The 17,488-nt window shown below is 41.5% G+C and carries 18 protein-coding genes; 7 read left to right on the top strand and 11 right to left on the bottom strand.

Annotated features, from left to right (window positions below):
* Nucleotides 1-2: 2 nt before the first annotated feature.
* On the bottom strand, nucleotides 3-1,886 hold the full coding sequence (locus C9414_RS16030; protein WP_107164037.1) for an ABC-F family ATP-binding cassette domain-containing protein: 1,884 nt from the start codon (nucleotides 1,884-1,886) through the stop codon (nucleotides 3-5).
* Nucleotides 1,887-2,018: 132 nt separating this feature from the next.
* Between C9414_RS16030 and C9414_RS16025 the strand changes: the two genes are divergently transcribed.
* Both C9414_RS16025 and bcaP read left to right on the top strand, forming a co-directional pair.
* Nucleotides 2,019-3,092 carry a tetratricopeptide repeat-containing glycosyltransferase family 2 protein gene (locus C9414_RS16025; RefSeq protein WP_039177071.1) on the top strand — a complete coding sequence of 358 codons (1,074 nt, stop codon included), beginning with the start codon at nucleotides 2,019-2,021 and terminating at the stop codon, nucleotides 3,090-3,092.
* A 180-nt stretch (nucleotides 3,093-3,272) separates the two neighbouring features.
* Nucleotides 3,273-4,664, top strand: a complete 1,392-nt coding sequence (gene bcaP / locus C9414_RS16020; protein ID WP_107164036.1) for a branched-chain amino acid transporter BcaP — start codon at nucleotides 3,273-3,275, stop codon at nucleotides 4,662-4,664.
* Between the two features lie 36 nt (nucleotides 4,665-4,700).
* Here the strand turns inward: bcaP and C9414_RS16015 are convergent, their stop codons facing one another.
* Nucleotides 4,701-4,934: a hypothetical protein gene (locus C9414_RS16015; protein WP_024424583.1), complete on the bottom strand. Its 234-nt coding sequence runs from the start codon at nucleotides 4,932-4,934 to the stop codon at nucleotides 4,701-4,703.
* A 6-nt stretch (nucleotides 4,935-4,940) separates the two neighbouring features.
* Nucleotides 4,941-5,198, bottom strand: a complete 258-nt coding sequence (locus C9414_RS16010; protein WP_003213975.1) for a hypothetical protein — start codon at nucleotides 5,196-5,198, stop codon at nucleotides 4,941-4,943.
* Nucleotides 5,199-5,263: 65 nt separating this feature from the next.
* Between C9414_RS16010 and C9414_RS16005 the strand changes: the two genes are divergently transcribed.
* Complete coding sequence (locus tag C9414_RS16005) at nucleotides 5,264-5,743, top strand: Hsp20/alpha crystallin family protein (protein WP_039177065.1); 480 nt, start codon at nucleotides 5,264-5,266, stop codon at nucleotides 5,741-5,743.
* Here C9414_RS16005 and C9414_RS16000 read toward each other — a convergent pair.
* Nucleotides 5,724-5,951 (bottom strand): hypothetical protein, encoded by a 228-nt coding sequence (locus tag C9414_RS16000; RefSeq protein ID WP_039177063.1) that lies wholly within the window; start codon nucleotides 5,949-5,951, stop codon nucleotides 5,724-5,726. The two genes, C9414_RS16005 and C9414_RS16000, sit on opposite strands and share 20 nt — an antisense overlap.
* A gap of 92 nt (nucleotides 5,952-6,043) precedes the next feature.
* Between C9414_RS16000 and C9414_RS15995 the strand changes: the two genes are divergently transcribed.
* On the top strand, nucleotides 6,044-6,388 hold the full coding sequence (locus C9414_RS15995) for a hypothetical protein (protein ID WP_107164042.1): 345 nt from the start codon (nucleotides 6,044-6,046) through the stop codon (nucleotides 6,386-6,388).
* 131 nt (nucleotides 6,389-6,519) lie between these two features.
* Here C9414_RS15995 and C9414_RS15990 read toward each other — a convergent pair whose 3' ends face one another.
* A complete protein-coding gene (locus C9414_RS15990; protein ID WP_107164035.1) occupies nucleotides 6,520-7,152 on the bottom strand; it encodes a type 1 glutamine amidotransferase family protein in 633 nt (210 codons plus the stop codon).
* A 74-nt stretch (nucleotides 7,153-7,226) separates the two neighbouring features.
* Nucleotides 7,227-8,189 (bottom strand): helix-turn-helix transcriptional regulator, encoded by a 963-nt coding sequence (locus C9414_RS15985; RefSeq protein WP_107164034.1) that lies wholly within the window; start codon nucleotides 8,187-8,189, stop codon nucleotides 7,227-7,229.
* 537 nt (nucleotides 8,190-8,726) lie between these two features.
* On the opposite strand from C9414_RS15985, the gene pbp4 reads away from it, so the two are divergent.
* Together pbp4 and C9414_RS15975 are read left to right on the top strand one after the other, a co-directional pair.
* A complete protein-coding gene (gene pbp4 / locus C9414_RS15980) occupies nucleotides 8,727-10,766 on the top strand; it encodes a penicillin-binding protein PBP4(5) (RefSeq protein WP_107164033.1) in 2,040 nt (679 codons plus the stop codon).
* Between the two features lie 148 nt (nucleotides 10,767-10,914).
* Nucleotides 10,915-12,153: an MFS transporter gene (locus C9414_RS15975; protein ID WP_047204210.1), complete on the top strand. Its 1,239-nt coding sequence runs from the start codon at nucleotides 10,915-10,917 to the stop codon at nucleotides 12,151-12,153.
* A 36-nt stretch (nucleotides 12,154-12,189) separates the two neighbouring features.
* Here the strand turns inward: C9414_RS15975 and C9414_RS15970 are convergent, their stop codons facing one another.
* From C9414_RS15970 to rfbF, 5 genes are read right to left on the bottom strand one after another with little or no spacing between them, the layout of a single operon-like run.
* Entirely contained in the window at nucleotides 12,190-13,119 is a 930-nt protein-coding gene (locus C9414_RS15970) for a putative nucleotide-diphospho-sugar transferase (protein ID WP_107164032.1), read from the bottom strand.
* On the bottom strand, nucleotides 13,120-14,310 hold the full coding sequence (locus C9414_RS15965) for a glycosyltransferase family 2 protein (RefSeq protein WP_107164031.1): 1,191 nt from the start codon (nucleotides 14,308-14,310) through the stop codon (nucleotides 13,120-13,122).
* Nucleotides 14,307-15,218 (bottom strand): putative nucleotide-diphospho-sugar transferase, encoded by a 912-nt coding sequence (locus C9414_RS15960; RefSeq protein ID WP_041087151.1) that lies wholly within the window; start codon nucleotides 15,216-15,218, stop codon nucleotides 14,307-14,309. The genes C9414_RS15965 and C9414_RS15960 overlap by 4 nt, the downstream gene beginning before the upstream one ends.
* A gap of 12 nt (nucleotides 15,219-15,230) precedes the next feature.
* The gene (locus tag C9414_RS15955; RefSeq protein ID WP_039177044.1) at nucleotides 15,231-16,202 is read right to left on the bottom strand and encodes a GDP-mannose 4,6-dehydratase; all 972 of its coding nucleotides are present in this window, start codon (nucleotides 16,200-16,202) and stop codon (nucleotides 15,231-15,233) included.
* Between the two features lie 4 nt (nucleotides 16,203-16,206).
* Nucleotides 16,207-16,971 carry a glucose-1-phosphate cytidylyltransferase gene (rfbF, locus tag C9414_RS15950; RefSeq protein WP_047204214.1) on the bottom strand — a complete coding sequence of 255 codons (765 nt, stop codon included), beginning with the start codon at nucleotides 16,969-16,971 and terminating at the stop codon, nucleotides 16,207-16,209.
* Nucleotides 16,972-17,326: 355 nt separating this feature from the next.
* Here rfbF and C9414_RS15945 point away from each other — a divergent pair, with 355 nt between their 5' ends.
* Entirely contained in the window at nucleotides 17,327-17,476 is a 150-nt protein-coding gene (locus C9414_RS15945) for a DUF1540 domain-containing protein (RefSeq protein WP_072367870.1), read from the top strand.
* The last annotated feature ends 12 nt before the right edge of the window (nucleotides 17,477-17,488 follow it).

The following is a 17,488-nucleotide window of genomic DNA, read 5'->3' as shown; positions in this document are numbered from 1 at the left end:
CTTTATTCATTCATTTCCTCAATCATAAGAGATAGTTCTGTCCAGCGGTCCATTGCTTGTTCTAGTTCTTCCGCAACGGCTTTTTGTTCGTCCATCAGCTCTTGAATTTTCCCAAAATCACTGCCTGCCTCTGCAATGCTGGTTTCGAGCTGCTGATGTTTTTCCTCTAATGCTTGTATCCGGTCTTCAATCCCGTCCCATTCAAGCTGGTCTTTATAAGAAAGTTTTTTTCTCTTTTTAGGCGCAGCTTCTACTTGTTTTTCAGCAGGCTTTGTCTCTGTCCGCTTCTGCTCTTTTTCCTGTTCCATATAATCGCTGTAAGCACCTTGGAAGTGTGAGATTCGCCCATTTCCTTCAAAGACAAGCAGGCGGTGAACCACTCGGTCTAAGAAATAACGATCATGGGACACGGTGATGACGACGCCAGGGAACTGCTCTAAATAATCCTCTAAAATACTGAGGGTTTCTGTATCAAGGTCGTTCGTCGGCTCATCTAAAAAGAGAACATTCGGCTCTTCCATTAAGACCTTCAATAAATACAATCTGCGGCGTTCTCCCCCTGACAGCTTACGAATATACGTCCGCTGCATCGATCTTGGGAAAAGGAAGCGCTCCAGCATCTGCTCTGCTGTGACAATGGCGCCATCAGACGTCTTGACGATCTCAGCTGTTTCCTTGATGTACTCAATGATGGTCAGCTCATCATTCATTTCCTTGTGATCCTGCGTGTAATAACCAATACGAACGGTTTGTCCAATCGTCAATTGTCCTGAAGTTGGTTCAATCTTACCTGCTAGACAGTTCAGCAGAGTGGTTTTACCGACTCCATTCGGTCCGATAAATCCGATACGATCGCCTGGCACGACTAAATCTGTAAACCGATCCACAAGGGTCTGGCCAGCAAATGAAATCGATAAGTCTTCTGCCTCTATCACTTGTTTTCCCAGGCGGTGAGAGCCGATGGCAAAATCAAGCTCTCCCTTCGCATCAGGCCCTTTTTGATCCTTCAGATCTTCAACTCTGCCGATACGTGCTTTCTGCTTTGTCGTTCTTGCTTTTGCTCCTCGCCTGAGCCATGCAAGCTCTCGTCTAAGCAAGTTTTGACGCTTCGTTTCTTTCACCTGAGCTTCTGCTTCCCGCTCCGCTCTTTTTTCTAAAAAGACTTCATAATTTCCTTTATACGTATAAAGCTGTCCTTGATTTAACTCATAAATCCGATTGGCTACCCGATTTAAGAAATAACGATCGTGCGTCACGAGGATGACAGCACCGCTATATTGGCTTAAGTATCCTTCAAGCCATTCAATCGTTGCATTATCAAGATGGTTGGTTGGCTCATCTAAAATCAACAAACCAGCAGGCTGAATTAAATTTTTAGCAATGGCGACACGTTTTTTCTGTCCGCCTGATAATGCATGTACAGAGCGGCTTACATCTTTCACGCCAAGCTTTGTCAAAATCGTTTTGGCTGAAAGGTTCGCATCCCAAGCATCTTCTTGATCCATTCGATTTTGCATACGCATCAGTGCCTCTTGTTTTGCCTCATTTTGCGGATCATGCTCTAAATCGGCGAGTGCCTTTTCATACGCCTTCATCGTTTGAATCATTGGTGCCGTTCCCGAAAAAATATAGTCAAGAATCGTTTCATTCCCGCTCATTTCAGGATCTTGCTCGAGAAATTCGATATCAAGTGTCCCTGCTTTCGTGATGTCACCTTCCTCAAACGATTCAAGTCCTGCAATGACTTTTAGAAGCGTTGACTTCCCTGTTCCATTTGGTCCAATCAATCCGATGCGTTCCTTTGGTTCTATATGAAAAGAAATATGATCAAACAGCGTTTTCTCGCCATAGGTTTTATATAATCCTTCAACATTCAATAAACTCATTTTATCAGCCCTTACATAGATTCTTTCTTTATTTTAAATCAGCCAGTAGCAGAAAACTAGTTTTAAAAAACCCGCTGCAGAAAAGAATGTTTCCTTTTGATGCTCGATACACTATGAAGAGGTGATCTAAAGATGATAACCATTAGCTTATGTATGATTGTGAAAAATGAAGAGGAGGTGCTGGCGGACTGCCTTTCGTCTGTTCAAGACATTGTCGATGAGATGATCATCGTTGATACAGGATCAACAGATCAAACGAAGGAAATCGCTCATTCCTTTTCAGCAAAAGTGCTGGATTTTGAATGGGTCCAGCATTTTGCAAAAGCACGCAACTTTGCTTTCTCACATGCAGCGAAAGAGTATATTTTATGGCTCGATGCTGACGATGTTCTCCTTGAAGAAGATCGCCAAAAACTGCTTCAGCTCAAACAGACACTTGATCCCTCGGTGGATGCCGTTTCGATGTTTTATCATGTAGGATTCGATGAAAACGGTCAAGTCAATTTCAAATATAGAAGAAATCGCCTTGTGAAGCGTTCCTTGAACTTTCAGTGGTACGGGGCCGTTCATGAGTTTCTTCAAGTGTATGGAAACATCCTTCCTGCAGATATCGCCGTCACACATCAAAAACGCAAGAAAACAACTGCTGGTGAGCCTGGGCGCAACTTGCGAATTTATGAAGACATGCTGGCAAAAGGAGAAGATATGACACCCCGTGATCTCTTTTACTTTGCCAATGAATTAAGAGACAACGGTCAGCGTGTCAAAGCGATTCGTTTTTATCATGAATTTTTAAACACAAAACAGTGCTGGATTGAGGATGAAATTCGCACATGCCAATATTTAGCGGACTGCTATTATGCGGAAGGCTATGAGGAAGCAGCCTTATCCTCATTATTACGTTCCTTCTTATATGATCAGCCCCGGCCAGAATTTTGCTGCCGGATCGGGGATCATTTAAAAATACAAAATAAACATCAAGCAGCCATCTTTTGGTATGAGCAGGCGCTGAAGGCTCCTGAAAACGAAACAGCCTTCACACTTACACAATATAAAACGTGGTATCCTCACCTTCAGCTTTGCTACTGTTATTATCAGCTCGGCAACCTGGAACAAGCCAAAATACATCACCGTGCCTCCTCCGCCCATCATCCAACTCATCCAAGTGTGCTGTACAATGAAAAAATATTTGCTGAACAGACATAGATTGTCTGACACCACATCCGCCTTCGATCTCCCGGCGGATGTCTCTTTTTATACACTTCTTCGGTTGTGACGTTTAATACTTTAGTGATTTAAAGCGTTTTTCAACCAATTGACTAAATTGTTATTTACGCATATACTAACATTCGTCTTACGAAAAGATTTATCCATTAGGAGGTCCACATGAGTTCTTTATTTCGAAAAAAATCTCTCGACCAGCTCATGCTTGAAAGTCAAACGAAGCGGCTCAGTCGTTCATTAAATACGTTTGATTTAATCTTGCTTGGCATTGGCTGTGTGGTTGGGACTGGAATCTTTGTGATTACGGGGGTTGCTGCGGCAAATGATGCAGGACCTGCGATTATTATATCTTTTATTTTAGCTGCGATCGCATGTGCCCTTGCCGCTTTTTGCTACGCTGAATTCTCCTCGTCTATTCCTGTGTCAGGAAGCGTCTATACGTATTCCTACGCAACACTTGGGGAATTTCTCGCCTTTTTAATGGGCTGGGATCTCATGCTTGAATATGTCATTGCCCTCTCTGCTGTGGCCAGTGGATGGTCGTCCTATTTTCAATCACTGCTCAGCGGATTCGGTCTTCACATACCGAAGGCTTTATCAGCTGCACCTGGAGCCGCTGATGGGGCCGTCTTTAATCTTCCAGGCGCACTCATTATTTTGCTCATCACCTTTATCGTCTCAAGAGGCGTCAAAGAAAGCACAAAGCTGAATAACATCATTGTGCTGATCAAAATTGCCATCGTCCTACTCTTTATCATCTCAGGCTTTGCTTACGTCAAACCTGAAAACTGGACACCGTTTATGCCAATGGGCTTTAACGGCGTGATTGCAGGCGCGGCCACCGTCTTTTTTGCTTACCTTGGATTTGATGCAATCGCCAATGCATCTGAAGAGGTCAAAAATCCGCAAAAGGCGATGCCGATCGGGATTATGGGAGCGCTCGGTGTTTGTACCATTTTATACATTGGGGTTTCCTTTGTTTTAACTGGCATGGTTCACTATACGAAGCTGAATGTCAGTGATCCTGTCGCATTTGCTCTTCAAGTGGTTGGCCTGAATAGTGTGGCGGGTATCATATCAGCCGGTGCTATTATTGGGATTACAACGGTTCTCATTGCCTTGGTATATGCACAGGTTCGCTTAACCTTTGCGATGAGCCGCGATGGGCTTATGCCAAATATTTTCTCAAAGGTTCATCCAAAATCACAAACGCCCGTTGCCAACACTTGGCTGACAGGTGCAGTCGCAGCATGTATCGTAGGTTTTGTGAATTTATCGACGCTTGCGAATTTAGTCAGCATCGGTACACTGGCAGCCTTCACGGTGATTTCCATTGCGGTCATCATTTTACGGAAAAAACATCCGAATCTTAAAGCAGCATTTAAAGTACCGTTCGTGCCTGTGCTTCCAATTATCAGTGCGATCATTTGTATGACATTGGCTTCCACACTGAAATGGGAGACATGGAGAGCCTTCCTCATCTGGATCGCCATCGGTGTTGTTGTCTATTTCACCTATGCAAGACGAAAAAGCCATCTGAATGAAACAAATTAGAAAAGAGACTCGGGGATTCCCGGTCTCTTTTTTTTCTTAAACCACGCTGTTTTTGACTGAATTTGAGTCCACCATATCTGGATCTAACACGCTTGAAATCGGAATGACAAGCGGTGAACAATCTCCATTGTCCTCACCAAAACCTTGATTTAATTTCATCGAGAGAAAATAATCAATCTGCTGATAAGGTCCTAGCGTCAGTGATGCACCCCGATCCATTGCATTGATTTTAAAAGCACCGACATTGACGACTGAAGGTGAGAATAACATCACACGTCACTTCCTTTGAATGGGTTTAGCTGCTGGTGAAAAAGAGGCAGGTGAGTCCACTTGATCTCGATCATCTACATGGCTTTTTGTACCGACAAAACCGCTGGCATCTCCAAAATTCTGTCCGTAACCCTGATTTTTTTTATCTGAGTTTTGCCACTCTGCTAACAAATTTTGTCCGACATTCACCGCCGACGCATTTTCAAAGGAATTAATTTTTAACATGAAAATATTAATATTGATATACGGAGTTGGTTGAACCACAGATAAACCTCCTTTTTATAGGTATATGCAAGCACCCATCAAGTATGTTAACGGGAGGTCTTCACATGGACTTCGAAAAAATGAAACAGTGGATGGATATTGCCCAGCAAATGCATGGAGATGATTTTTGGAAAATGATCTTTGATGATGAGCAAAGATCCCCCTTTATGGCAAACGGTCCATCTCCATTTACGTTCACACAGCAGGATCAGCGGGGATCAGATGCGTCGTTTCCACCAATCGACATGGTGGAAACCCCTACAGAAATTCAATACTTAATTTATTTGCCTGGCTACCGAAAGGAGGATGTTCAGGTGTTATCATATGGTGAATATTTGGTTGTGAAAGGACAGCGTTTTTCCTTTTTTAACGAGCAGGACTTTCGCCAAAAGCAAGGGAAGTATGGTCCGTTTGAAAAGAAAATCCGCCTTCCAGAAATGATTCTTGGTCAAATGAATGCTGCCTTTAAAGACGGTGTACTTTACATCCGCCTGCAAAAGGATGAAGGAAAAGCGACTGCTATCATCATAGATGACGAATATTGATACTCACTGCGTCTATTTGATCACGATCATCAATTGTTTCAATTGGCAGGATCGTGATCACGCCATCAGCATTCTGTTCCCCAAAGCCATTGTTTCGTTTGATTGTACTGCAATGATTGCGAACAAACGTCGAGCCGAACGTCATGGATGATCCTGTGCCAATCGAATTCGTTTTCATATGGGCAATGTGAATCTGAGTAGGCAGCATACACTTCTCCCCTTTCTTGTCATCTCTATAAGTATATACTGGGCAGCTTTTCCATAGACTAGAGTAAGGCGGAAGAAAAGGTTGTGGTCTACTTGAAACATTTCATTCAATCACTCTTTAAAAAAACTGAATCCAGTCCATCCCCATCTGTCATTGAGCTAGAAAAAAGACTCGCCGCTCTTGAGCAAAAAATGTCTGCACCAGCTCCTCCTGTCTCAGAGGATACACACATCCATATCGAATCCCTGCACGTGGACAAAATTGATTACCACTTAGAATTTGGGGAGCTTTCTATTGACCAGCTTCAAGGCAGGCTCAATATTGGGGCAACCTATTATACGCCAAAGGAAACGCGCATCAAAAAATCCACACAAACACCGAAGCCAAAAGAAACAAAAACACCGGTCGTCTCAATTCGATCAAAGCCTTCTTCTTAAGGCGCTCGGCTTTTTAGTACAATCGGGCCAGCATCAGGAACATGCAAATTGAAAACGATAAGGCAAATCCAAAATAAAAAGCTCCACTTCTCTACTAATCAAAATAGAGAAATTGAGCTTTTTCAGTTACTTCATTTATTTATTGAATTCATCAACCTGAAGAAATATTCAGATTGATGTGTCTTATTCAGGTTATACCAAGAATGTAAGGTATCTGGTGTAAATACTTCTATTTTTTTCAGCACTTCCCTTGCAAATTCTAAAGGGGCTATTCCAGATGCAGTAACTAAATTCGCATCAGATACCGCAGGTGCCAACTCATAAAACTTCTCTCCTTTATAGTTAGGACATACCATTTTAGTATATTCTAAGTTATTACTTGTATGCCTTCTAGTATTTAAGTATCCCCTATTCGCGAGCCCCTCAGTTGCACCACAAATTGCAGCAACAATAGTGCCCAGCTCTAAAGCTTGGCCAACTCTTTCCAAGATAGGTTGGTGAATGTCTTCACCCCAAGTCGTACCTCCTGGTAAAATGAAAAGATCTTTGTTCTCAAGGTTACATTCTTCAAGGGAAATATCTGGTTTTATACTCAAACCTCCCATAGTCGTCTTTATTTCTTTATTAACTCCTACTGTAATGACTCTTAAAGGTGCTAAATCTTTTTTGAAATATCTACCTGAGTTTAGTTCAGCAATTAAATATCCATATTCCCAGTCAGACATCGTATCAAATACATAGAGATAAGCTTTTTGTGTTTGCATCCAATCACGCTCCAATCACAGTTGATATAGCGATTATAAAATAACTTCCCTGACAGTTAGCGTCAGGGAAGTTATCATACTTGGTGAAATTTGATTAAATCCGACAAAACTTCAATCATTCTTTTTTTAAGACTAATTGGCTCAACCACTTTAATAGATTTATTGTAAGGTAAAAGTAAATAAGGTACATATGTATGTATCATATCTTTTGGAAGAAGAAAAACTGCTTGATGTGAATTCCGTTCTTGTAAATAATGTCCTAAAAACCAATGTTGGCAAATATCAGCCAATACATTTTTATCCCCATGAATCACCAAAGAAATAATCTCTTCCTTATCTTTTAAAGTTGGTAGGAGACTATTTATAAAAAAGTCACGTGCTGAAAAATTTTCTTGCTGGTCAAACTGATTTTCAGTCACCATTAGATTTTCAATTCGATCTACTCTAAAACTGCGCATATCATTTCTAAGATGACAAAATCCAATCACATACCACTTATTATTCCAATAGATCATTCTGTATGGATCGACACATCTATGATGTAATTGCTTTTCTCCACTTTTATGGTAAAGAATTTTCACCGTGTTTTTGGCCGCTATTGCCTTTTCCAACTTTTTCAAAGAAGGTTCCAAAGAGATTGAACTGGTTCGACTTATTACTTCAAGACTAGTTATATGTTGGTTTACCTTTGTTTCTTGCTCTTGATTTGAGTGTTTACTAAGTTTTGAAATGGCTCTTTGTAGCGCTTCACCTCCATAATATCCCGCTTCTTCTGCAAAAACAGCAGCGTGAAATAGTGAAATTTGCTCCTCAAAATCAAAAAATAGAGGAGCTTCTATAAAATTGTTCATTAAACTATATCCACCGTTATGACCTGGTTCTGAAATGATAGGTACACCACTCGTTGAAAGTGTATCAATATAACGATAAACAGTTCTTATATTCATCTCTAACTTATCTGAAATTTGTTTTGCAGTTATTTTTTTATCTGAGCGAAGCATCCATAGAATGGCTAACAGGTTGTCAACTTTAGGCATATAATACCTCCTTTATATGAGATTTATTTATACAATGTCCGGAACAACTATTCCTTTCCGGCAGCTTTCTATATATTGAAGCTCTACACACATTTGATTTAAAATCATATGTTCCTCTTGATTAAGCTTTACTTCATCACGGCACTTCTTTAGCCGACCTATAAGCTTTTTTAAGTTTATTCGGTTCATGCTGTCGCATACGGATAAGATCACGTTCTAATTGGCTTACCCCGCCATAACCGTAAATTAAGAATTAGTTGTAGGGCATTATCTTCTGATATCTAGCCACATATTTTTTAAGAATTTTAAATTTGTCTTTTTACTGTGAATCATACAAGGCTAGGTCTGTACCTTAAATGATTTTACCTTTTTCCTCAATAGAGAATTTAAATTTTTTTAATAAAATCGGGTATCCTAAACGACAAATCACAGCTCGTTTTTCTTATCTATTTCGCTAGGTTTCTATGAGAAACTATACAAATCAAGACCAATCACTGTAAAATATAGAGGATCTAATCAAAAATTGAGGTGTTTTCATTGTATACGGATCAACGAAAATCATTTTGGAAACAGAAAAAAGTCATCATCCCTCTTCTTAGCATCATCGTAGTTGCTGCTGCTTTCTTTTTCTTAAAAGATACTCTTTTCTCAAAAGAAAAAGAGGCTTTAAAAGCCGCTCAAAACTTTACAGAACATATGAAGAAGAAAGACTTTACGAAGCTGGCAGATGAGGTGACAAGTGCATCTTTAAAAGCCAATGACTTTTCAAAAAAACAACTAGCCGAAAAATACGACAATATCTTCAATGGCATTGGTGCTCATGATCTGAACATTTCAAAGCTCAACGTTGAAAAACAGGACAAAGGAAATGGGTATCAATTCTCCTATGATGTGACGATGAAAACGTCTCTTGGCAAACTGCATAAGCTCTCTTACAAAGGCATTCTCTCCGAAGAGGACGGCAAGTGGAAAGTGGACTGGAAACCAAATCTCATCTTCCCGCAAATGGAAAAGGGAGATACCATCAAAGTCAAATCAGACCCTGCTGTCCGCGGAAACATTGTTGACCGAAAAGGGCGTACTCTAGCAGAAACAACTGGTGGAAACGCACTTGGCATCATCCCAGGAAAACTCGGAACAGGGGAAGAAAAAGAACGCAATATCAAAAAAATCAGCAAAGCGTTTGATATAGAGGAAGAACTCATTGACAATCAACTGAAACAAGCATGGGTCACTGACGACACGTTTGTCCCGCTCAAATCGATGTTAGAACAGAAGCCGATTCCAAAAGACGTAAAAGGCGTCACTTATCAATCGAAGGAAATGCGCTACTATCCATATAACGAAGCAGCCGCTCATCTCACCGGGTATGTCGGAAAGGCAAATGCGGATGACATCAAAAGAAATCCGGCATTAAAAGCGGATCAAACCATCGGCAAAACCGGCCTTGAATTCACATTTGACAAAAAATTACGAGGACAAGATGGCGGAAGCATTCTCATCGACCATGATGAAACAGGTATTGAAGAAACATTACAAAAATCAGATCGAAAAGACGGAGAAACCGTGAAGCTAACGATTGATGCTTCCTTACAGAAAAAAGCCTATGAACAGCTGAAAGGTGAAAAAGGAGCCGTCACGATCATGAATCCATCTTCGGGTGATCTATTAGCACTTGTCAGCGCCCCTTCCTACGATGTCAATCTTATGACAAACGGGATAACACCTAAGCAATATCAGGCATACAGTGAAAACCCAGATCTTCCATTTCAAGCTCGATATGCGAGCCGGTATGCACCAGGGTCCACATTCAAAACCATTACAGCAGCCATTGGGCTTGAAACAGGTGTCACAAAGCCTAACAAAGTGCGCACCATTCATGGACTGAAATGGCAAAAGGATCAATCTTGGGGAAATTATCGCATCACACGCGTTCACGATAAAGAAAAAGTAAATATGGTTGATGCCCTCGTGTACTCAGACAATATTTACTTTGGACAGGAAGCACTCGAAATTGGCAAAGACACCTACGAGAAAAAAGTGAAAGCATTTGGATTTGGCGAAGACTTACACATGCCATTTACAATGAAGCCTGCACAAGTATCGAACGATGGAATTCAATCAGAAATCCTACTGGCTGACTCAGCGTATGGCCAAGGTGAATTACTCATGTCACCGATTGAGCAAGTACATGCCTATTCTCCATTTGCCACAGGGGGCAAACTTGTTTATCCTCGAGTGATTCAGGATGAAAAAACAGCATCACCGAAACAAATCATCAAAGAAGACACAGCAAACACAGTGAAAGGCGCTTTGACTCAGGTCGTGACAAGTCCAAATGGTACAGCCCACTCCCTGCAAATCGAAGGAGCTGATATCGCTGCTAAAACTGGAACGGCAGAGCTGAAAAGCAAACAAGGTGCAACAGACGGCACTGAAAATGGATTTTTACTTGCGTTTAATCCTAAAAAAGAAGATTACATTCTTGTCGGTATGATTGACGGTGTGAAAAAACGAGGCGGAAGTGGACTCGTCGTTCAAAAAATGAAGCCTTTGATTGCTTCTTTTTACAAATAACTCTTTAGAGACACAAGCTCCAACAAGGGCTTGTGTCTCTTTTTTTCTAAATGATGACAATTTGCTATTGTTTTATAGTTCACCTTATGAATAAAATGAGAAGAATGCAAAAACAGAAAACAGTGAAAAATGAAAGGAGGAAGTCTCATTGGCTATTGCTGCTCGTACAAAGGATAAGCCTCAAAAATCTGTCACCGGCTCAACGGTTTATCCCATCTTATTGATTATTGGTATTTGTCATATGCTGAATGACACATTGCAAGCCGTTATTCCTGCCATGTTCCCTATATTAGAACGCTCAATGGGGCTGACCTTTACACAATTAGGGCTGATCGCCTTTACATTAAATATGGTCTCTTCGGTCATGCAGCCTGCAATTGGGTGGTATACAGATAAACGGCCGATGCCTTATGCACTTCCAATTGCTTTATTTTCAAGTGCTATCGGTATATTCGGACTTGCCTTTGCTCCGTCCTTTGCCACCATCTTGCTTTGCGTTGTTCTTATCGGACTCGGCTCTGCGATCTTTCATCCAGAGGGCTCCCGTGTTGCAAACATGGCAGCTGGTCCAAGACGAGGACTTGCACAGTCCATCTATCAAGTAGGCGGAAATACAGGTCAAGCCTTTGCTCCGCTTATCGCTGCATTCATGCTCGTCCCGCTCGGTCAGCCAGGCGTGGCTTGGTTTACAATTGTTGGAATGATTGCTGTCGGTTTTCTTCTTTATATTTCAAGATGGTACGCAGGAAGACTCCAAACCATTCGAGCGCAAGCAAAAAAAGCGCCTGCAAAAGCTGCGCGATCTGACATTCACCGTAAATCAGCACTCACTGCACTTGGCATTATCGTCTTTCTCATCTTTGCCCGCTCTTGGTATGGAAATGCCATTTCGAATTTCTATGCGTTTTATGCGATTGAACAGTACGGATTGACGATTAAAGAATCACAGACTTATATTTTCTTATTTCTCATTCTAGGTGCAATTGGGACATTTTTAGGCGGGCCGCTTGCAGACCGTTTTGGCAAGAAAAACGTGATTTTAGTTTCCCTATTGGCGTCCTTCCCTCTTGCCCTGCTGCTGCCATTTGCCGGACCTGTCTTTGCGTACGTTTTACTCGGACTGATTGGGGTCATTTTGACATCGAGCTTCTCTGTCACAGTGGTTTATGCCCAAGAACTATTTCCCGGGAAAATTGGCACAATGTCTGGTTTAACAGTTGGGCTGGCATTTGGTATGGGTGCAATCGGCTCGGTTGCCCTCGGCTCATTCATTGATGCCTTCGGTTTAACGCCTACTATGATTGGCGTTGCCTTTTTACCGATATTAGGTATCCTAGCCTTCTTACTTCCTAGCGATCAAACCATCTCCAAATGGAATGAATCATAAAAGGAAAAACCGCTCAAATCAATATGAGCGGTTTTTTCACATCTCATAGAAATGTGTATCAGGAACATGCTTCTTTGCAATAAACCCCTGTTGAAATTCTGGAAATACCTTTTGCACCTGTTTGATTTTTCGATGAATCAAGTCAGCATAAGGAATATACAGATGAGCCACAAGCTTTTGTTCTGTCATATAGTAATACCAATTCAGATTAAAGGTCTTCTCATCAATGATCGTAAAGGCAGAAAAATGATAAAACAAGAGTGGACATTCGTCGAGATACATATCCCCTTTTACAATTGAAAGTTTGTAGTTTTCAATGTTCCAAATCGCCGCATTGGCTCCTTTAGATGCAACGATATGAACCCCTTCAAAATCATCAACCCATCTTTCCACATACCGCTGATCTCCGTACGTCTTTTTTTCTGTATCCATTTCTACTGTACAATGTGCAAGACAGTTTTCTTTCCATTGTGTGACCGCCTGTTTGGCAACATCTGTGTTACGACAGCCTACAAACCCAGTATTAAAACGGCCAGACAACTCGTAATAACGATAGAACCGCTTGGAATTCATATGATCCGTTAAAAATAAATGAGCGCTTGGATTCTCTGCAAAAATCGCCTCTGGATCATGATAAAAATACAAATCTGTATCCAGATGGGCAAGATAATCCGCATCTGAGGACTCAAGAATGTTGAGCAGAAAAGCAGGTTTTAACGTCCAGCAATACTCATGAAACGTACGATCTTCTTTTGCCTTTCGCAGGGAGTCATCCTCAATGTCTTCAAGCTGTTCATATTGAACATTCGGGTGAGGGAACTCCTTTAACACCTTGTAAGCCAAAGGGTCTGCACATAAAACCGACAGCTTGAATGCATGGGCGTTTTTCTCAAGCGAATGAATCAGCGCCAAAAGCTTAAAGACATGGGTATTCGACACAATGGTTGTAAAGTGATAAGACGCCATTTACAACACATCCACTTGGAACAAATCAACGCGTAACAGCTCTTTCGTCAGCCCATGAATGGCTTCTACAAGTACCGTGCAGCCATACTCCTGCCGTGCAAGCTGCGCCGCTTCTGCCAGCTTTTTCAAAGGAACATGCTTGGCTGTCAGCATATCTTTTTTATCCCGTTTGATGCCTACATTCCGCTCTGTGATCAAATGAATCAGTTCTAAAAAATAAGATAACAGGTCATCAAATGCTGGATTCTCACGCAGCTGCCGAACTTCTTTCACAATATCATTTGTCACAGTGTGAGAAAACGGACCAGAGAAAGCCAAGTGGACATCAATGGAATCAATATTGTTGTACTTCTCACACATATACAAAATGTTGTATTTGATGTCATCAAACGACGTTAAATTACTTGGGTGCTCTTGATGCACGCTCATGATATCCTCTCGCAATTCAAAGGAGAGACCAAGCTGATGCAGACGAATCCCTAAATCATAATCCTCAAATCCGTACCGAACGATATTTTCATCAAACATCCCTAGTGCCATGACATGCTTACGTTTGACAGAGGAGTTATTTGTAATAAAAAATCGCCATGGCAGCTCATAAGAACCTAAATCATAGTGGTACGTATTTAAAATGTCTTTCAGGATATCTATAAACTCAGACTGCAAATCGAAACTTTTCTCAAGAAATGCACCGTTTTCGACTTCTTCCAATGATAAAAGAGGCGTTTTGTCCTCCATTTTCCGTTTATACAGCCCTTGCTTTTTCAACCGCTTCATATGATCCTTATCAAAAGCTGTGTAAAAATAGCGATAAATCCGCTTCCAGCACACACCGCAAATAACGAGATCCTCCCTGTCAGCATGGGCCTCTGCATGCTTTTCAATAAATCTCGGTTCTGCCAGCATATCACTGTCATGGAAAATGAGCAGATCTCCCTCCGCCTCGCGAATGGCATGATTACGCCCTTTTGCAATCCCTTGATTGACAGGAATACGCACCTTTTTAAACGGGAAGTTCACCTCAATGTTCTCGAGCATTTTCATCGTGCCATCTGTTGAGCCATTATCGGCAACAATGACCTCAAATGGAATATCTGTTTCCTGAAGTGTTAAGGAAAAAAGGCTTCCTTCTAAACGCTCTTTGGCATTATAGCTTGGAATAATGACACTTACCTTTGGCTTTTCGTTCATGCGTCATCCTCCTCCCGTTTGGCATAGCCGTTAAACAGCGGATCGACCTGCTCCACAGATTCAATCACATGGCGAAGCACTTCCCGATAGGCTTCTTGGAAAAACGGCAGGTCATTTCGTCCTTTTTCATGAATTTGCTGCATCTCATCCTTGCTCACAATCCGAAAGCCGCTGAAATGATAGCAAATGAGCGGGTGCCCATCCTCCAGAAGAATACGTCCATTCTCCTCCCGATAAGAATGCTGCCCATAGTTCCAATGACCAATATTCACGCCTTTTGTCTCAATATCTTCTACATTGTCAAACAGCCTCGGCATATGATCCAGATATCCTTGATCGCCAAACTTGCCTTCTCCCGGTGCATTTTTACATTCTTTTAAGCATTCTTCTTTCCACCAGCTGAGGCATTTTCGTCCAGCTTCATCCCCTTTAAAATGCAGAAATCCTGAGTTATAGCGTCCTAAAAGCTTCTGAAGCATCTTCACTTCCTCAGCATCAAAGCTTGGAATGACAATATCCCCTCTTGAAATTAAAACAGAGGCATTCGGCTGATGTTGAAAAATAACCTGAGGGCTCTCATAAAAGAATAAATCCGCATCAAGATAAGTCACGCTCTCTGCCTGCTCCTGTTCAAATAACCACTCAATCCAAATCGGCTTTAAGGTCCAGCAATATTCCGATGCATCCCGTTCCTCTTTTTTCTCTAGCAGTTCTGGTGTTTCGAGCTCCCGTACATGAACAAGATCCACATGCGGGAAATTCATTTGATGAAGCAAATCAAATGCAGCATCATCCATACATAACGTCTTGATGACAGCATCATCTTCTACTTGCTTCAACGATAAGAAAAACGCAATGGCTTGATAAAGTCTTCCACTTGAAAGAACCGTACAATATATGCTGTTCATCTTTTTACACCTCTATTTTTGAAAGAATTCGCGATACCATTCAATCGTCTTCTCTAAACCTTCATCAATGGAGTAGTCAGGCTTCCAATCAAGCAGCTTTCTCGCTTTCTCTGCCGACAAATATTGATGCTTAATCTCATGTGTTCCTTGGTTCAAAATACGAGGCTTCAGCTCACTTCCCATTGCCTTTAAAATCTTATCCACAAGGTCAAGCACTGTCAGCTGAATTTCGTTACTAAAGTTAAAGGCTTCTCCCGCCAGCCCTTTTTCCTCCATCTTCTCAGCTAGCAGCAAATAAGCCTTCACTGCATCTTCAATGTAGAAGTAATCACGAATAAATGTCCCGTCACTTCTAATTTCCGGCGCCTTTCCTTCTAACACAAGCTGAATGGTTTGCGGAATGATTCTGTTGAAATTCAAATCTCCGCCTCCGTATAAATTACCGCAGCGTGTAATACAAACCGGAAGACCATATGTGTTGTAGTACGTATGAGAAATAAGATCTGCACAGCTCTTCGAGACATCATACGGATGTTTCCCGTTTAATGGCATGTCTTCATCATATGGAAGCTGCTCCTGATCACCGTATGCTTTGTCACTTGATGCCACGATCACTCGTTTGATCAGCGGCTGTCTTCTGCACGCCTCCAGCACATTCCATGTCCCTAAGATATTCGCTTCAAATGTAGAAACAGGATGTCTATTCGCGACCCCAACAATGGCTTGGGCAGCCAAATGGAAGACGGTGTCAATTTCATATTCTCCTAACGCACGTTCAATCGTTTGCATATCCTCCAATGCGCCTTGCACCACATTCATTTTTTCAAATTGACTGCCTTGATATAAATTCGATCGAGGCACCTGATCACGCACAAGTCCAGTCACGTTTGCCCCTTGATCAATCAATTCCTTGACGAGATAGCTTCCTAACAGCCCTGTACATCCAGTTACAAATACGTTCTTTCCATTCCAAAATCCGCTCATGCTGTCACCAAACCTTCCATGGTTGTTTTCCATCTGTCCACATGTCGTTGATTTCCTTCAGGTTTTTATACGTATCAATTGCTGTCCAAAATCCGTGATGCTCATAAACGGCAAGCTCTCCATCATCCGCCAGGTTTTGAAGAGGCTCCGCTTCAAACACGCATTGATCATCGTCTGGTAAATAATCAAATACCTTTGGAGACAACACAAAAAATCCTCCATTGATCATCCCGATACTGTCTGTCTTCTCAGAGAAGGATTGTGCCATCCCGTTATACACCTTGAGTGTCCCGTACTGGGACTTCTTTTCAATGCCTGTGACAGTAGCAGCTGCACCAAGATCCTGATGACGTTTCAGCAAATGAAACATATTGATATTGGCCAGTCCATCACCATATGTCATCATAAAGGTCTCATCACCGATGTAATCCTGTGCCTGCTTTAAACGTCCGCCTGTCATCGTATCTTCACCTGTATCTAAAAAGGTGATTTTCCAGTTCTCCGATTTCCCTAATAGCTTCATTTCTCCTGTCGCCATATCGAGCTGCATGCTGTGGTGCTGCCAGTCGTAGTTCAGAAAGTACTCTTTGATCTTCTCTCCTTTATAACCAAGCAAAAGGATAAACTCGTCTACACCGTAATACTGATAGATTTTCATAATATGCCATAGAATAGGCCGATCTCCGATCATAGCAAGTGGTTTAGGAAGCGCTTGTGTGACCTCACTCATTCTCGTTCCCTTTCCTCCGCAGAGAATGACTGCTTTCATCTTCTCCCCTCATCTCTCTATGAAGATTTTTGATTAAAAACCCTATCTTTATGCGGAAAATCAGTACATGTACCCTCATACTTTGTCCGACATCAGGTTTTGAATCTACTCTATTCATATGTCGAAATGAGAGAGTGTGCCACCTAGCATTTAACTATTTTTACAAATAAAAAAAGAGCGAGATTCATATTCTCGCTCTTTCAAAGTTTAAATTGTATATTTTCAGGGTAGATGGTATGATAAACATGTGCATAACCAGCACAAACAGCCTCTTTCTATAAAGAGACTACTAGATTGAATGAATTCAAGTGGCAGCTTGCTTCATTCTCAATATGAATCACGGAGGTGAATTCCCATGGCACAAAACGTTCTTTGTGAAGTGAACTCTTGCCGTTTCTGGGCTGAAAACAGCTGTACCGCTTCTACCATTAAAATTGGTAAAAACACGATGACTGAAGTGACTCGCAATACTGAAACTGATTGCGAAACATTTGAAACAAAATAATCTATTTTTCTC

This window comes from Bacillus sp. Nf3 (assembly GCF_003028545.1).
In the GTDB taxonomy this organism is placed as follows: Bacteria; Bacillota; Bacilli; order Bacillales; family Bacillaceae; genus Bacillus; species Bacillus safensis.
This window is presented reverse-complemented; position numbering and strand designations above follow the sequence as displayed.

Excerpts from the sequence above, each read along its gene's own strand:
- C9414_RS16030 (WP_107164037.1), bottom strand. The coding sequence starts at position 1,886 with ATGAGTTTATTGAATGTTGAAGGATTATATAAAACCTATGGCGAGAAA.
- C9414_RS16025 (WP_039177071.1), top strand. The coding sequence starts at position 2,019 with ATGATAACCATTAGCTTATGTATGATTGTGAAAAATGAAGAGGAGGTG.
- bcaP (WP_107164036.1), top strand. The coding sequence starts at position 3,273 with ATGAGTTCTTTATTTCGAAAAAAATCTCTCGACCAGCTCATGCTTGAA.
- C9414_RS16015 (WP_024424583.1), bottom strand. The coding sequence starts at position 4,934 with ATGTTATTCTCACCTTCAGTCGTCAATGTCGGTGCTTTTAAAATCAAT.
- C9414_RS16005 (WP_039177065.1), top strand. The coding sequence starts at position 5,264 with ATGGACTTCGAAAAAATGAAACAGTGGATGGATATTGCCCAGCAAATG.
- C9414_RS16000 (WP_039177063.1), bottom strand. The coding sequence starts at position 5,951 with ATGCTGCCTACTCAGATTCACATTGCCCATATGAAAACGAATTCGATT.
- C9414_RS15990 (WP_107164035.1), bottom strand. The coding sequence starts at position 7,152 with ATGCAAACACAAAAAGCTTATCTCTATGTATTTGATACGATGTCTGAC.
- C9414_RS15985 (WP_107164034.1), bottom strand. The coding sequence starts at position 8,189 with ATGCCTAAAGTTGACAACCTGTTAGCCATTCTATGGATGCTTCGCTCA.
- C9414_RS15970 (WP_107164032.1), bottom strand. The coding sequence starts at position 13,119 with ATGGCGTCTTATCACTTTACAACCATTGTGTCGAATACCCATGTCTTT.
- C9414_RS15965 (WP_107164031.1), bottom strand. The coding sequence starts at position 14,310 with ATGAACGAAAAGCCAAAGGTAAGTGTCATTATTCCAAGCTATAATGCC.
- C9414_RS15960 (WP_041087151.1), bottom strand. The coding sequence starts at position 15,218 with ATGAACAGCATATATTGTACGGTTCTTTCAAGTGGAAGACTTTATCAA.
- C9414_RS15955 (WP_039177044.1), bottom strand. The coding sequence starts at position 16,202 with ATGAGCGGATTTTGGAATGGAAAGAACGTATTTGTAACTGGATGTACA.
- rfbF (WP_047204214.1), bottom strand. The coding sequence starts at position 16,971 with ATGAAAGCAGTCATTCTCTGCGGAGGAAAGGGAACGAGAATGAGTGAG.
- C9414_RS15945 (WP_072367870.1), top strand. The coding sequence starts at position 17,327 with ATGGCACAAAACGTTCTTTGTGAAGTGAACTCTTGCCGTTTCTGGGCT.